The sequence below is a fragment of the Aeromonas sp. genome (assembly GCF_051657805.1).
Taxonomy (GTDB): domain Bacteria; phylum Pseudomonadota; class Gammaproteobacteria; order Enterobacterales; family Aeromonadaceae; genus Aeromonas.
This window is the reverse complement of the sequence record NZ_JBOFLJ010000011.1, coordinates 56,391-71,597: the sequence shown is the minus strand read 5'-3', so window position 1 is coordinate 71,597 and position 15,207 is coordinate 56,391. Positions and strand designations below refer to the sequence as shown.

The following is a 15,207-nucleotide window of genomic DNA, read 5'->3' as shown; positions in this document are numbered from 1 at the left end:
GCATTACTCACCCGTCCGCCGCTCGCCGGCAAAAGTAGCAAGCTACTTTCCCGCTGCCGCTCGACTTGCATGTGTTAGGCCTGCCGCCAGCGTTCAATCTGAGCCATGATCAAACTCTTCAATTTAAGTTTGGTTGCCAATTAAGGCGGCTCAATGAATTGCTGAATTAACTGCTGCAACTAAAAGTTGCTTTGGTCACTTCATCAGACATTGAAAATCAAAAATTGTTTTTGATGCTCGATGCTGTGAGTGCCCACACAGATTGCTTGATTCAAATTGTTAAAGAGCAATGCAACGTTTCGTCGCTGCGGGAGTGGCATTCTACTCAACCGCCTTCTCGAGTCAAGCCTTATTTTCAAAGGCTTTTCGAGGCTACCGACTGGCTTGTTTGCGTTGCCGCTTGCCCTGTCGATGGAGGCGCATTATAGGGAGGCGGCGCGGATTGGCAAGGGCGATTTCGCATAAAATTCCCATTCGACGTTCGTTCGCTCACATATGAAACAAATCGATTCTATTTTCACCCGAACCGCCACCTTCCCCCGCTCTCACTGGATTTTAATTGAACATTTGAAAAGCCACTTTATAATTGGCTTTTCAAATGTTCAATTAGGCCCTCGCCATGCATCAGATTCTGGATAGCCGCAAGGAAGAGCAGATCCTGCCCCTGTTTCGTCTGGGATTCAGACCCTTCTTCCTGTTTGGAGCCCTGTTCTCGACTCTGGCCATGGCGGGATGGCTGGGGCAGCTCAACGGCTGGTTCAGCTTGCCGGGGCTTGCCAACCCCATCTGGTGGCATGCCCATGAGATGCTGTTCGGCTTCGGCGCGGCCATAGTCGCGGGCTTTTTGCTGACCGCAGTCCAGAACTGGACGGCCCATCCCGGAGTACGCGGTTGGCCGCTGGCTCTGGTGGTGGGGCTCTGGGCGCTGCCGAGAGGGCTGTTGCCCTGGCTTGGGGAGGGCAATACCCCGCTGATGGCGGCGGATCTCATCTGGCTGCCGCTGTGCACCTGGTTTCTCGCCAGGCCCATCATCCTGACCCGTCAGTGGCGCAACCTCTTCTTCGTCCCCCTGCTCGTCCTGTTGACCCTGCTCAATGGCGCCAGTTGGTGGTGGCGAAGCGATTGGGTCATGGTGGAGCATCTGCTGATCACGACTGTGTTGTTGTTTACGGCGCTGATCGCCGTGATGGGAGGCCGGGTCATTCCCTTCTTTACCGCCAGAGCCACCGGCACGGAGAAAGCCACTCCCCGCTTGTGGTTGGAGCGTGGAGCCTTGGCGTCCCTTTGGCTGATCCTGCTCTCCTGGTTGCTGCAGCCCCTCATCGGGATCCCCCCCCTCTATATAGTCCCCCTATATATAGTGGCGACCTGCCTGCACCTGTGGCGGCAACTGCGCTGGCGCCCAGACGCCACCCTTCCTCATCCCTTGTTGTGGTCCCTGCACCTGGCTTATCTGTTCATACCTCTGGGTTTGCTCGCCCTCGCGGCCCAGGCCGCCGGTTGGCCCATCACGCTGTCGCTGGCCAGCCATCTGATGAGTGCTGGCTGCATGGGCACCATGATCCTCGGGATGATCGCCAGGGTATCCCTCGGCCACAGTGGTCGATCCTTGCAGGTGGGTCGCAGGATCACGGCGGCGTTCGTCCTGGTCATCCTCTCTGCACTGATGCGAGTTGTGCTCCCCCTGCTCTGGCCGACGCTGGCCCTGACGGGGTGGAATCTGAGTGGCTGGAGCTGGGTCGCGGCCTATGGGCTGTTCGTCTGGGTCTACGCCCCCATACTGATGAGCCCCAGGGCGGATGGCCGCCCAGGCTAGGCATCAGGGGCGCGGACTTGGGTAGTGGATCAGGTTATGGAAGACGGCGGGTGCCACCCCCAGATTGCGATAACCATGGGGGCGATCGGCGGCGAAGCGTACCGCCTCCCCCTGCGTGAGGGTGCGCCACTCTCCATCGGTCAACACCTCCATAGCGCCGCTGATGACGATCACATGCTCGGTGACGCCCGGCTCATGGGGCTCGGACTCCCGCTGATAGCCGGGTAGCAGGGTGAGTTCAAACAGCTCGAACCCGAACCGCCCCTCATAGGGGAATAGCGGCGCCACCTGCATACCCTCTCCCGCCGGCTGTTGGCGAATGGCATCGGCGACGCGATAGAGCGTCTGCTCCTGTTCATGGGGAGCGGGTTCGATAAAGCTGGAGAAGGAGACCCGAAAGCCGGTGGCTATCTTCCACAGGGTCGCCACCGTCGGGCTCGACTCCCCCCGCTCGATCTGCCCCAGCATGGCCTTGCTCACCCCGGTCTCACGGGCGGCGGAGTCCAGGCTCCAACCTCGCTCGGCCCGCAGCGCCTTCAACCGCGCAGCCAGGTGCAGACTCATCTCTTGCATAACCTCTCCCCGGAATTTCTTTTCACCACCTTGTGCGCAATAACGCACAAGGCTATAGTCGAGATCATATTGTACGCAATAACGCACAAGCCGCCAGCCTCACAAGGAAGTCCTATGCCCTTCGCCCTACCCCATCTGGCCGCAGGCCTGATCGCCGTGCTGGTCGGTTACACCAGCTCAGTCGTGTTGATCATCCAGGCCGCTACCGCCGCCGGCGCCGACGCAGCCCAGGTCTCCTCCTGGCTGTGGACCCTGGGGATCGGCATGGGGGTGAGCTGCATCGGCCTATCCCTCTATTACCGCGTGCCGGTATTGACCGCCTGGTCCACCCCGGGCGCAGCCCTGCTCATCACCAGCCTGGGCAACTTCAGCTTGGGGGAGGCCATCGGTGCCTTCGCGATCTCCTCCTTACTGATCACCCTGTGCGGCATCAGCGGCTGGTTCGATCGCCTGATGCGACATATTCCGGCTCCCCTGGCCGCCGCCATGCTGGCCGGGGTCCTGCTCCGTTTCGGGCTGGATCTGTTCAGGGTCGCCCCAGAGGATCCCCTGCTGCTGGGGACCCTGTTAATCGCATTTTTGACAGGTAGGCACCTGTGGCCACGCTATACCATGGTGCTGGTGCTCGCCGTCGGCATGCTGGTCTGCGCCTTGCGGGGGGAATTGCAGTTGGATGGCCTCGGCTGGCAGCTCTCCGCCCCGGTCTGGACCACGCCGACCTTTTCCCTCGATGCCCTGCTGGGAATCGCCCTGCCGCTCTTCATCGTCACCATGACGTCGCAGAACATGCCCGGCATCACCATTCTGCGGGCCCACGGCTATCAACCTGCCACCTCTTCCCTCATCAGCTGGACCGGCCTGACCGGCCTGCTGCTGGCCCCCTTCGGCGGCTACGCCTTCAACCTGGCCGCCATCACGGCCGCCATCTGCATGGGCAAGGAGGTGGATCCCGACGCCAACCGGCGCTGGCCAGCCGCGGTCTGGGCCGGTTGCTTCTACCTGCTTACCGGTTGCTTCGGCGCTACCGTAGTGGCCCTGTTCAGCGCGTTTCCCACCGCCCTGGTCACCTGCGTGGCCGGACTGGCACTGCTCGGGACCATAGGCAGCAGCCTGCACGGGGCCTTGCAACAGGATGAAGAGCGGGAGGCCGCCTTGCTGACCTTCATCATCACCGCCTCCGGGATCAGCCTGCTCGGGGTCGGATCCGCCTGCTGGGGGCTGCTGGTCGGCATAGGGTTGCACCAAGTCAATCGGCTGCGCGCCTGACCTGCCCATCTGGGGAGACTCCAGTGAGACGCCGCACATAATTCGGCAAGCATGGTTCACAGTTGAAACCAATTGCCGTCTAGTGGGCGGGAGGCGCCCATTCTTCCCGGGATGCGCCTCGTCAGACTCAACATTGGAGAAAGATAATGAGGAATCAGGCTGTCATCTTATTACTGGCCCTGCTGGGGACCAGCGCGGCCCAGGCCGCCGATACGGACAGGGAGCTGGCACGCCAGCTCGCCCTGCAGCAGAAGAACCTGCTGCCCCTGCTCGCCAATCAGGAGTACCAGGCACCGCTACCGAATCTGCTGCAAAAAGCCAGTCCCAGGCTGAAGCGACAGGCAACCGATGCCAACCAGGCCGCCATCAGCCGGCAGGGGCTGGAGGGAGAGGTCAAGCAGCTGATGCAGCTGAGGCTGGCCAACCCGGAACAGGCGGCCGCCCTGAAGCAAGGGGTCGAACCCCTCATCGCCTATGTGCCCAGTGGTGATGAACAGAGCTGGAGCGCCATCGAAGCCTTTGATACGGCTGGCAATCCCGTCTATCTCGATGTGAACCAGCCGCCGGCGCGGCCGGTTCTGGTAGTGGAGGCCGACCCCATCAAGGCCAAGAATGCCGGCTTGCAGGTGATGCGCAAGGCGCTGGCCGCCGCAGAGTTGCAAGCAGCCCCCATGGCGCAGAGCAGCACGGCACCCCTGAAAACCAGCATCCTCAAGAAGATCAGGTTGAACGACGATCAGGAGCCCTGGCTGCTCGGGGCCGCCGAGGTCTACGCCGTGGTGGCCGGGGTCAATCCCAGCCGGGATGAGCCCGTGGTGGACATCGTCGACATGCCCTATCTCGACTATGACAACACCGACTACAGCCCGAACCAGATCCTGGTGTACTGGGATCGCTATCGCTGGGGCGCCGTCGACGTGGTCATGATGGAGCAGGATGACAACGTCAACTACAAGGAGCTCAGCGCCCTGCTGATAGAGGCGCTCAAGCTCGGCTTCACCGCCGGCGGCGTGCCGGAGGCCCTGCCCTTCCTCGACCTCGGTGGCCGCATCGTCAAGGCCCTGCCCGACTCCTGGATGACCAACAACGACGACTACCTGGATACCTTCTACACCCTGGAGCAAGACCAGCGTTATGACCAGTATCCGGGGGCCGCCGGCAATGCCGTCATCACCCTGGAGCCCAAGGAGATCCAGCCAACCCGTCCCTGACACCCGGCCATAGCAAAAAAGCCAATGAGGCGACTCACTGGCTTTTTTTGTTGGTGTGATCCGGGGATCAGACCTGGGACTTGGGCCTCACCCCCAGGGTGTGGCAGATGGCATAGGTCAACTCGGAGCGGTTCAGTGTATAGAAGTGGAAGTCCTTCACCCCCTCCTGACTCAGCACCCGCACCTGATCGATGGCGATGCTGGCCCCCACCATGTTGCGGGTGGTCTGGTCGTTGTCCAGCCCTTCGAAGCGCTGATGCATCCAGCGCGGGATCTTCACGTTGGTGAAGCCGGCGAACTTGGCCAGGGTCTGGTAGTTGGAGACCGGCAGTATCCCCGGCACGATTTCGGCGTCGATGCCGATGGCGGCGCAGCGATCCCGAAAGCGCAGATAGGTCTCCACGTCGAAGAAGAACTGGGTGATGGCACGGTTCGCACCCGCATCTATCTTGCGCTTCAGGCTCAGCAGATCGGACTGGGCGCTACGCGCTTCGGGGTGTCCTTCCGGATAGGCGGCCACCGAGATGTCAAAGTCGGCCTCGGACTTGAGCAGGGCGACCAGATCCGTGGCATACATGTCGGGCTTGTCGATGCCGGCGGGCAGGTCGCCACGCAGGGCAACGATATGGCGGATGCCGCTGTTCCAGTAGTCACGGGCTATGGTGCGCAGCTCGTCGCGGCTGGCATCGATACAGGTCAGGTGCGGGGCGGCGATGAGACCGGTGCGCTCCTTGATGTCCTTGATCACCTTGTGAGTGCGATCCCGGGTGCCCGAGTTGGCGCCATAGGTCACGGAGACGAACTTGGGCTCCAGCACCTGGAGCCGCTCGATGGATTGCCACAGGGTGTTTTCCATCCCTTCGCTGTTGGGGGGGAAAAACTCGAAGCTGACCGAAATGTTGTTACCCAAGTCCGCCAGACTCTGGTTGAGTGCCTCAACCTGACGCGCGCTGTGAAATCCCATCTGCTCTCTCCCTGTCCTGCCATCTGCTTTGGTACGTCAAACGGATGTTTGGACGTCTAAACGTCTTTCTATCTTTATGAGAAAACCGATCAAAGTCAACATCGATTTGCATCGAATCTCGGATCGATGGTTTTTTTATTCGGCAATTCGACTTAAGTAACCATGACCCCCCATCCCAAAATGATCTCAGGCACGCTATGATGCGGGCGGATCGTCTAGGACGTTCTGAATCTGCGTGTGATTGTTTGGCCGGGTCTTCCCGGCCTTTTTTTAACTTCTCCCTCCTCCTGCCGATAATCATTTGAGTCACTTGCAGGAACCCATCATGGAAGACCACCCCGGCTTTGCCACCGATTTATTGTTTGAGCGCTATCAAGGCGAGGTCCGGGATCACGGCCAGTTCTGGACGGTACGGATCCCGACGGCGCCGGATTACTACTTCGGCAACTACCTGCTGCTGCCCTCCCCGCCGAGCGACCGTGACAAGGGCTGGCTCGAAGCCAGTTTCGATCTATGGATCGGCCAGGATCCCAGGGTCCGTCATCGCACCTTCCAGTGGCCCCTCGCCGAGGGGCAGAACAGCCGGGTCGCGGGTTTCGTGGCGGCGGGCTACCAATACATGGAATGCGTGGTGCTGGCACTGGATGCCATTGACTGGCAAGCAGACACCCAGGCGAATTTCTCTCCCGCCCGCGCCTTTACCACTGCTGACTGGGATGACTGGCTGGCCCTGGAGATGGCCGAACGGGAGCCGACTCATCCCGCCGAGGGCTACCTCGCTTATCTGCACTCGAGGCGCAACCTCTATCAGGGCATGATTGCCGACGGGCTGGGGCAGTGGTGGGGGATCTGGCAAGACGCACAACTGATCGCCAGCTGCGGCCTCTTCTTCACCACCAGGCTGGGACGCTTCCAACTGGTGCGCACCCACAGGGATTGGCGTAATCGTGGGCTCTGCCGCCAGTTGCTGAGCCAGGTCGCACGCCAGGGTCTGACGCAGGCCGAACGCCTCATCATAGTGGCCGACGAGCATTATCATGCCCAGCGCATCTATCGCAGCCTCGGCTTCATCCCCGTCGCCCGTATCGGCAGCCTGTGCCGCTGGCAAACAGAATAACGACCTCTCCACCGGCGAGGGATCCGTGGTGGCCAGCCCGCGACGGACAGAAAAAGACCCGGACAGTGCCGGGCCAAAATGAGACGTGCTTGGTTATATGGCCACGATGGGGCCAATTGAATGGGATCAGAAACGGTAGCCAACGCCAAACATGAAGGCGACCGGATCGATGGAGGTATTGATGGTGCCGACGGCGGTGTGGACATCGGTATCGATGTCGATGAGCCAGGCCGAGGCGTTGACGAACCAGCGATCGTTGATGGCCATGTCCAGGCCCACCTGACCCGCCAGTCCCCAGGAGGAGTCGACGCTGACGTCGGTGCCATCCAGAGCGCCGCGACCCTCTTCGTCGAAGAAGAAGGTGTAGTTGACGCCGGCCCCCACGTAGGGACGCACCTTGCTGTTGGCATCCCCGAAATAGTACTGCGCCATCAGGGTCGGCGGCAGGTGCTTGACCTTGGCCACCTCACCCAACCCCGGGGTCGATACCGAGTGGGAGAAGGGCGTGGCGGCCAGCAGCTCGACGCCCCAGTTGTCGGTGATCATGTAGGAGAGGGTCAGGCCCAGCTGCATATTGCTGTCGATATCCAGCTCACCCGTGCCCAGTACATCGTCGCTGCTGGTCTGGGGGGAGACGAACGCCAGCCCGCCACGCACCAGAATATCGCCGGCCTGGTGTGCCATGGCGAGAGGGGAAGCAAAGGCGGCTGCGATTACCAGAGGAAGGATCTTTTTCATCACTTAATTCCCTTTTTTTGTTTTCTTTCTATGTTGTAAGCCCGAAAACTATAAAAGGATGTGAATGAAGAGTTATTGATTTAGCTCAATAGTTATCAAGAAATAGATGGATGTGCACGGCAACTTCAGTTGTTCATCAAATCATCTTAAATGCCATTAAATCACATTAAATACAGATAGTTATATTATTACCATGCCACTGCCGCCCACCATAAATACCAATTAAATATATCTTTAAGCCTCCCATTCCCTCACCGGATGTTGTTTAACTGTCACGGACTGCGTATTTTATTAATGCGGTGTAGCGCAGCTGTAATAGAGCATCTATGAAACCACAGACTCGAAAAGACAAAATACTGGGTATATTGGCAGCCATCTGGGGCATAGGCTCCTTCCTGTTTATCTTGCTGGGCTTCGTGTTTGCCCTCGCCTTCCTGATGCTGACCCACTGATCTCCTTTCCCCCCGACTTGTAAATCTCCGACGTTACTCACGACCAGCTCATCGCCGTCCGCGAACGTGCTTGAGCAGAACATTCGGACACCTCACCAACCGCAACCGACAAAAAAGGGGCCAGAGGCCCCTTGCTTGTCTTTCTCGCTTTACTTGCTCAGCAGCGGCGCCAGGAAGCGCGCCGTGTGGGATTCCTTGCAACGGCTCATCTCCTCCGGCGTGCCGGTCACCAGGATGCGACCACCACCAGACCCCCCCTCTGGCCCGAGATCGACGATCCAGTCGGCGGTCTTGATGACGTCCAGGTTGTGCTCGATGATGACGATGGTATTGCCTCTATCCCGCAACTGGTGCAGCACTTTCAGCAGTTGCTGGATGTCGTGGAAGTGCAGGCCGGTGGTCGGCTCATCCAGGATATAGAGGGTCTGGCCTGTATCGCGCTTGGAGAGCTCCCGCGCCAGCTTGACCCGCTGCGCCTCGCCGCCAGAGAGCGTGGTCGCCGACTGACCGAGGCGGATGTAGGAGAGGCCCACGTCCATCAGGGTCTGCAGCTTGCGCGCCACCGCCGGCACCGGGTCGAAGAACTCGCGGGCATCTTCCACCGTCATCTCCAGGATCTCGTGGATGTTCTTGCCCTTGTACTTCACCTCCAGGGTCTCGCGGTTGTAGCGCTTGCCCTTGCAGACGTCGCACGGCACGTACACGTCCGGCAGGAAGTGCATCTCCACCTTGATGACCCCGTCTCCCTGACAAGCCTCGCAGCGGCCCCCTTTGACGTTGAAGGAGAAGCGACCCGGCTGATAGCCACGGGAGCGCGCCTCCTGGGTGCCGGAGAGCAGCTCGCGGATCGGGGTAAACAGGCCGGTATAGGTCGCCGGGTTGGATCTCGGGGTGCGGCCGATGGGGCTCTGATCGATATCCACCACCTTGTCCAGATGCTCCAACCCTTCCACGCTGCGGTAGGGCGCCGGGGTCGACTCGGTGGCCTTGTTCAGCTCCCGATGGGCGATGCGGAACAGGGTGTCGTTGATGAGCGTCGACTTGCCGGAGCCGGAAACGCCGGTGACGCAGGTCATCACCCCGATGGGCAGATCCAGGTTGACGTTGCGCAGGTTGTTGCCACTCGCCCCCTTCAATTTCAACCACTTGCCAGTGAGCGGTGTGCGCTCGGCCGGGATGGCGATCTGCTTGCGGCCTGAGAGGTAGTCACCGGTCAGGGATTCCGGGTTCGCGATGATCTCCTCAGGTGTGCCTTGCGCGACGATGGCGCCACCGTGCACCCCGGCGCCGGGACCGATATCCAGCACATGGTCGGCGAGGCGAATGGCGTCCTCGTCGTGCTCCACAACTATCACGGTATTGCCGAGGTCCCGCAGGTGCGTCAGGGTCTTGAGCAGTCGCTCGTTGTCTCTCTGGTGCAGGCCGATGGAGGGCTCATCCAGCACATACATGACCCCCACCAGGCCAGCGCCGATCTGGCTCGCCAACCGGATGCGCTGAGCCTCGCCGCCGGACAGGGTCTCGGCGCTGCGGGACAGGCTCAGGTAGTTCAGGCCCACGTTCACCAGGAAGCCGAGCCGCTCGACGATCTCTTTCAGGATCTTCTCGGCGATCTGGGCCCGCTGCCCGGTCAGCTCGATGCCGGCGAAGAACGCCAGCGCATCGCCGATGGATTGCTCGGCGATGGCAGGCAGGTTGCGGTTGTCCACGAACACGTGGCGCGCCTCTTCCCGCAGCCGGCTGCCACCGCAGCTGGTGCAGGACTTGTTGGCGATGTACTTGGCGAGCTCTTCCCGCACCGAGTTGGATTCGGTCTCCCGGTAGCGGCGCTCCATGTTGTGCAGGATCCCCTCGAACGGATGCTTGCGCACCACCACATCGCCGCGATCGTTCATGTAGCGGAACTCGATCTCCGCCTTGCCGGAGCCCCGCAGGATCACCTCCTGGGTCTTGAGGGGCAGATCCTCCCAGGGGCTTTCCAGATCGAACTTGTAGTGCTCGGAGAGGGATTTGAGCATCTGGAAGTAATAGAAGCTGCGCTTGTCCCAACCACGGATGGCGCCGCCGGCCAGGCTCTGGCCCGGATCGCCGATCACCTTGGCGGGGTCGAAATATTGCTGCACCCCGAGGCCATCGCAGGTAGGGCAGGCGCCGGCCGGGTTGTTGAAGGAGAAGATGCGCGGCTCCAGCTCCGACATGGAGTAGCCACACTCGGGACAGGCAAAGTTGGCGGAGAAGGTCATGGGTTCAACCCCCTCCTCCCCGTCCATGGGCGCCACCAGTACTATGCCGCCGGACAGGGTCAGTGCCGTCTCGAAGGATTCGGCCAGCCGCAGGGCGAGATCATCCCGCACCTTGAAGCGATCCACCACCACTTCGATGGTGTGCTTCTTGTGCAGTTCCAGCGGGGGAGGATCGGAGAGATCGCACACCTCGCCGTCGATACGGGCCCGGATATAACCCTGGGCCGCCAGATTCTCCAGCAGCTTGGTGTGCTCGCCCTTGCGGTTGCGCACCACGGGGGCCAGCAGCATCAGCTTGCTGCCTTCCGGCTGGGCCAGCACCTGATCCACCATCTGACTGATGGTCTGGGCGGTCAGCGGGATGGCGTGGGTCGGGCAGCGCGGCTCGCCGACCCGGGCGAACAGCAGCCGCAGGTAGTCGTAGATCTCTGTGATGGTGCCGACCGTCGAGCGCGGGTTATGGGAGGTGGACTTCTGCTCGATGGAGATGGCCGGGGAGAGCCCCTCGATATGGTCCACATCCGGCTTTTCCATCAGGGAGAGGAACTGGCGGGCATAGGCGGAGAGGGATTCCACGTAGCGGCGCTGCCCCTCGGCATAGAGGGTATCGAACGCCAGCGAAGACTTGCCGGAGCCGGACAGACCCGTCACCACGATCAACTTGTCGCGGGGCAGGATCAGGTTGATGTTCTTCAGATTGTGGGTGCGGGCACCCCGAATCACGATTTTTTCCATCTTCTTGCACGCTCGATACACAAACCAGAGCGAACCAGTATGGCATAGAGACTACTGGATGGATAGACAGTTAACGGGGGAAATCATCGGGGTGACACCCATAGGAACGGCCGCCCTCCGGCTCCGTGGAACCAGCCGAAATGTGGGCTGAGACGGCGATAAAAACGATGGATAAAACGAGTAGTGGTGCCATCCATCACCAGAACGCCACTCTCTACGGGATAGCTCTGCTGCTCAGGTGGCTGGGATGCCAGCGGGATATCGGCACCCCTGAGCTCCTCGCTGGCCAGCGATAGGCCGGGTATCAATCTGAGCCCCGAACCCGCCTCAGTGGGAACTCGTCAGATCGAGGTACTCCTTGGCCCAGCTCACCGCCTGCAGCCGGTTCTTGACGTTCAACTTCTTGAAGACGTTATAGAGGTGGGACTTGATGGTGTGCTCGCTGACGAACAGGTTGTCGGCGATCTCGGTGTTGGAGGCCCCCGTCATCAAATGGCGGATGATCTCACGCTCGCGCGCCGTCAGCAGGCTCTGGCTGCGCTGGGTTGGCTCGGCCCCCTGCCGGTAATAGCTGACCAGCTCGCACATCAGGTGGCGAGGGATCCAGAACTCCCCCTGCCTCACCTTCTTGATGCCGGCCACCAGTCGGTCCAGGGGGTCCTGGCGAAAGAAGAGGCCGCTGGTATTGGGCCACATCAGCAGCAGATCCCGATCCGTGTTGGTCGGCGCATTGAGCAGCACGGTATGGACCCCATCGAACGCGGCGATATTCCTGTGCCAGTCAAACTGCTGGCTTGACTTGAGATAGTCCAGATCGACCAGAAACAGGCTGCAACCCGTGACGGTCAGCAGCTGATCGGGGTGGCTGATGAGGCATATGGGCTGACCCAGTTGAGCCATCAGATAACTCATGAAGGTGCTCGCCTGAACATTGCCTTCGGTCACGAGTACCAGCGGAGTCTCTGTCTTCATGGGGCTCTTCCTCGAACTTTTTGCCTGTCGGCCTTGATCGTCATTTCATACGCCAGCAATGGTCGCGAGAGAGTAACAAGCCGTTGTTTTTACATAGTATTAAAAAAGCATTAGGCTTCATATGGGTCGATATAAAATCATTTTTTTATCAGACAATACAGTGGACTAGGAGAGCCCCCCTATTTGGGGGGGAATGAGGCAGGATGGGGCAAACTGTGATCAGGCTCCTCACGCCGACAAAAAATGCAAAGACGTGAGCCACCCCCCATGGCCGTACTTGCCGGGATCAGGGCAACTGCGATAGCGTATTCCCACCCGCCTGGGGGATGGCTCAAACCGCTCCTGCGGCGCTAAAGATGTGCTATCCCGCACATCAACTGTTACTATGGCGAGCTAATCCGGATGTCGATGACAGGGCCCGGCCCCATCAGCGACCCGCTGGCAATCCCGCGTCAGATCAGACGATGGCGGACTTGCGCGGCAGCAATATTGTGAGTGAACCCAGACCAGTCAGCTGGTCGGTATATAAGGTGGAAGAGAGATTATGGCCAGTCGAGGCATCAACAAAGTCATTCTGATCGGTAACCTGGGGCAGGATCCTGAAGTGCGCTACATGCCGAGTGGCGGTGCCGTGACCAACATCACCATAGCCACCTCCGAGACCTGGCGTGACAAGCAAACCGGTGAGCAGAAAGAGCGCACCGAGTGGCACCGCGTGGTGTTCATGGGCAAGCTGGCCGAAGTCGCGGGTGAATACCTGAAGAAGGGTTCCCAGGTCTATGTGGAAGGCAAGCTGCAGACCCGCAAGTGGCAGGATCAGAGTGGCCAGGAGCGCTACACCACCGAAGTACTGGTCGACAGCTTCACCGGTGTGATGCAGATGCTGGGCGGCCGTCCACAAGGGGGCCAGGGCATGGGCGGTCAGCAATCCCAGGGCAACTGGGGTCAGCCGCAACAGGCTCCCCAGCAGAACATGCAGCGTCCCGCTCCCGCACCGCAGCAGAACATGCAGCAACAGGGTGGCTACGGTCGTCCTGCGCAGCAGCCGCAGTCCGCACCGCCGGTCTACAACGAGCCGCCGATGGACTTCGACGACGACATCCCCTTCTAAGACACCCAGGCCCTGACGATTCAGGGCCTTTTTTTGCCTGCTTCTGACGCAGTCAGCCCCCCTTTTTGGGCTTTTGAAGGTGTCGCGTCCCCATCACGGCGTGATTGCCGAGCCTTGGGGTTACCATCTGGGCGAACCCCATCCGAGATCCTGTATGACCCCGTTCAACCGCCTGCTGTCCTGCATCCTGCTGCTTCATGTCAGCCCGCTGCTGGCCGAGCCATTGCGCGTCGGGGTCAGCTTTGCCATTCCCCCCTATGTGATACAGGAGCAAGGCCGGGGCATAGAGCTGGACCTGCTGACAGCTGCCTTCGCCGACAGCGGTTATGAACCCCAGTTCGTCTACCTACCGCTGGAGCGCACCTTTCGCATGCTGGCACAGGGCAAGCTGGATGCCGTCATCAATGTCAAACCCGGCATGCTGGCGCGGGTGTACCTCTCCCAACCGGTGATCACCTTCCACAACCGGGTATTCACGCTGGGCGAGGTGCCAGTACGGACCTTGTCAGATCTGGCCACCCTGAGAGTCAGCGCCTTTCAGCGGGCACAGCAGATCCTGGGAGAGGAGTTCGCTCGCATCAGCGCCCGGAATGCGCGGTATGAAGAGGTGGCGCGGCAAGAGAGCCAGGTGCAGAAGCTGCTGCTGGGGCGCACAGATGCGGTGATCCTGGAACAACAGGTGTTCTACTACTATCTCGCGCAGCTCGGTCAGGACAAGCGCAACGGGGAGCGCTATCGCCCCGAGCGGGTACGCCAGCTGGATTTGTTCCCGCCCACCCAGTACCACTTCGCCTTTCGTCAGGCGGCGCAGCAGCAGTGGTTCGATCGCCAGCTGACCAGGATGAAGGAGGATGGCCGCTATGCCAGGATCTTCACCGCCTATGGCACTTCACCGGGTGCCGAAAACATAAAAGCCAGCCCATGACAGGCTGGCTTGATACTGGCTCCAAAGGAACAACAGTGTAGGAGCGTTACTTCATCGCGCCGCCATTTTTCAGATCGGCTTTCTGCCGTTTGGCTTCGCGTTTCTCTTTCAGTGACATCTGCGGTTTTTTCTTGGCATCTTTGCCGTGATGCTGTTCTTTGTTGCTCATCATCAGACTCCAAAAATGTTACCCAGACAGTTGGAACCAAGGTTCCAGCATGCCATCCGAATCATAGACTTCAGTACGCTTGCAGTGACGATCCTGGATCGCACTCACCTCAGCATACCCCCAACGTCCCGCCCGGATCCAGCCTCATGGCACCAGGCCGCCAACCCCTCACCCAGCATCCGGCCAAAACCCGGTCGGCTTATTCATTTTGATGATGGAAAGGCGATTCCATAAGATATGCTTCACCGACTGTGCTAGGGTGAACCATCCCCGCCACAGGAGTGCCCCCATGAAGAAACTCGAGATGAAGGATCTCACCGAAGCCGAGAAGGCCGAGATCACCTTGTTGCTGCAAAAGGCCCAGGCCAATGCGGATCACACCCTGAGCAACGGGGAGCGCAACAAGATCCGTGAAGAGGGGCGCCTGAAGATCGAGGCCGATCGCAACAAGGCCGCCAAGGCAGCCTCTGCCCTGGCAAGAGAGAAGGCCAAGGCACGTGCCAAGGATCAATCCGCTTCCGAAACCTTCAGCTGGTCCGACTCCGTCAGCAACAAGTACCGAAGCAAGCGCTAACCCAGGATGGCCTGTCCGGACAAGCATACAGTCGTCCTGACATGGCACATCATGCTTCCTTGATCAGCAGTTCAAGGACCACCTTGTTCATCTGGTAGAAGGCGATTTTGTCCACAGAAACCACTCCAAAGCGGACGATGGCAGGCAGTTAACACCGAGATAAAGATTGCCATGGCGAGGTGTGCGTGTTCTAATCGATTCGATGGTTCGGTAGTTCAGACCTGATTATGTTAGGCAGTCATTTTAAAGCAGTGATTTGTGCATGAGTTCTTCATCGAAGATTCAGGCCAAATAATTATCCTTCTTTAGTGCTCCCCATACGTATTGCTGACGAAAAATCA

General features: G+C 59.9%; 14 protein-coding genes and 1 rRNA gene. 8 read left to right on the top strand and 7 right to left on the bottom strand.

Features of this window, described 5'->3' with window-relative positions; genetic code table 11:
• A 16S ribosomal RNA gene (locus ACRCYW_RS05175) occupies positions 1–125 on the bottom strand; the annotation flags it as partial.
• Positions 126–619: 494 nt separating this feature from the next.
• On the opposite strand from ACRCYW_RS05175, the gene ACRCYW_RS05170 reads away from it, so the two are divergent.
• The gene (locus ACRCYW_RS05170; RefSeq protein ID WP_438549090.1) at positions 620–1,816 is read left to right on the top strand and encodes an NnrS family protein; all 1,197 of its coding nucleotides are present in this window, start codon (positions 620–622) and stop codon (positions 1,814–1,816) included.
• Positions 1,817–1,819: 3 nt separating this feature from the next.
• Here the strand turns inward: ACRCYW_RS05170 and ACRCYW_RS05165 are convergent, their stop codons facing one another.
• A complete protein-coding gene (locus ACRCYW_RS05165; RefSeq protein WP_438549089.1) occupies positions 1,820–2,389 on the bottom strand; it encodes a helix-turn-helix domain-containing protein in 570 nt (189 codons plus the stop codon).
• Positions 2,390–2,503: 114 nt separating this feature from the next.
• On the opposite strand from ACRCYW_RS05165, the gene ACRCYW_RS05160 reads away from it, so the two are divergent.
• The gene (locus ACRCYW_RS05160) at positions 2,504–3,655 is read left to right on the top strand and encodes a benzoate/H(+) symporter BenE family transporter (RefSeq protein ID WP_438549088.1); all 1,152 of its coding nucleotides are present in this window, start codon (positions 2,504–2,506) and stop codon (positions 3,653–3,655) included.
• Between the two features lie 146 nt (positions 3,656–3,801).
• A complete protein-coding gene (locus ACRCYW_RS05155; protein WP_438549087.1) occupies positions 3,802–4,866 on the top strand; it encodes a DUF3103 family protein in 1,065 nt (354 codons plus the stop codon).
• 67 nt (positions 4,867–4,933) lie between these two features.
• On the opposite strand, the gene metF is transcribed toward ACRCYW_RS05155, so the two are convergent.
• Positions 4,934–5,830: a methylenetetrahydrofolate reductase gene (gene metF, locus ACRCYW_RS05150; protein WP_438549086.1), complete on the bottom strand. Its 897-nt coding sequence runs from the start codon at positions 5,828–5,830 to the stop codon at positions 4,934–4,936.
• Positions 5,831–6,155: 325 nt separating this feature from the next.
• Between metF and ACRCYW_RS05145 the strand changes: the two genes are divergently transcribed.
• On the top strand, positions 6,156–6,947 hold the full coding sequence (locus ACRCYW_RS05145) for a GNAT family N-acetyltransferase (protein ID WP_438549085.1): 792 nt from the start codon (positions 6,156–6,158) through the stop codon (positions 6,945–6,947).
• Positions 6,948–7,073: 126 nt separating this feature from the next.
• On the opposite strand, the gene ACRCYW_RS05140 is transcribed toward ACRCYW_RS05145, so the two are convergent.
• Positions 7,074–7,685, bottom strand: coding sequence for an OmpW family outer membrane protein (locus tag ACRCYW_RS05140; protein ID WP_438549084.1), 612 nt, complete (start codon positions 7,683–7,685; stop codon positions 7,074–7,076).
• A 326-nt stretch (positions 7,686–8,011) separates the two neighbouring features.
• Between ACRCYW_RS05140 and ACRCYW_RS05135 the strand changes: the two genes are divergently transcribed.
• The gene (locus ACRCYW_RS05135) at positions 8,012–8,137 is read left to right on the top strand and encodes a hypothetical protein (RefSeq protein ID WP_438549083.1); all 126 of its coding nucleotides are present in this window, start codon (positions 8,012–8,014) and stop codon (positions 8,135–8,137) included.
• A gap of 149 nt (positions 8,138–8,286) precedes the next feature.
• Here the strand turns inward: ACRCYW_RS05135 and uvrA are convergent, their stop codons facing one another.
• Together uvrA and ACRCYW_RS05125 are read right to left on the bottom strand one after the other, a co-directional pair.
• Positions 8,287–11,115, bottom strand: coding sequence for an excinuclease ABC subunit UvrA (uvrA, locus tag ACRCYW_RS05130; RefSeq protein WP_438549082.1), 2,829 nt, complete (start codon positions 11,113–11,115; stop codon positions 8,287–8,289).
• A gap of 327 nt (positions 11,116–11,442) precedes the next feature.
• The gene (locus ACRCYW_RS05125; protein WP_438549081.1) at positions 11,443–12,087 is read right to left on the bottom strand and encodes a LuxR C-terminal-related transcriptional regulator; all 645 of its coding nucleotides are present in this window, start codon (positions 12,085–12,087) and stop codon (positions 11,443–11,445) included.
• Between the two features lie 544 nt (positions 12,088–12,631).
• On the opposite strand from ACRCYW_RS05125, the gene ACRCYW_RS05120 reads away from it, so the two are divergent.
• Together ACRCYW_RS05120 and ACRCYW_RS05115 are read left to right on the top strand one after the other, a co-directional pair.
• Positions 12,632–13,198, top strand: a complete 567-nt coding sequence (locus ACRCYW_RS05120; protein WP_438549080.1) for a single-stranded DNA-binding protein — start codon at positions 12,632–12,634, stop codon at positions 13,196–13,198.
• A gap of 154 nt (positions 13,199–13,352) precedes the next feature.
• Positions 13,353–14,123, top strand: coding sequence for a substrate-binding periplasmic protein (locus ACRCYW_RS05115; protein WP_438549079.1), 771 nt, complete (start codon positions 13,353–13,355; stop codon positions 14,121–14,123).
• A 46-nt stretch (positions 14,124–14,169) separates the two neighbouring features.
• Here the strand turns inward: ACRCYW_RS05115 and ACRCYW_RS05110 are convergent, their stop codons facing one another.
• Positions 14,170–14,295, bottom strand: a complete 126-nt coding sequence (locus tag ACRCYW_RS05110) for a hypothetical protein (protein WP_005328772.1) — start codon at positions 14,293–14,295, stop codon at positions 14,170–14,172.
• Positions 14,296–14,581: 286 nt separating this feature from the next.
• Here ACRCYW_RS05110 and yjbD point away from each other — a divergent pair, with 286 nt between their 5' ends.
• Complete coding sequence (gene yjbD, locus ACRCYW_RS05105; RefSeq protein WP_438549078.1) at positions 14,582–14,866, top strand: DUF3811 domain-containing protein; 285 nt, start codon at positions 14,582–14,584, stop codon at positions 14,864–14,866.
• Positions 14,867–15,207: the final 341 nt, after the last annotated feature.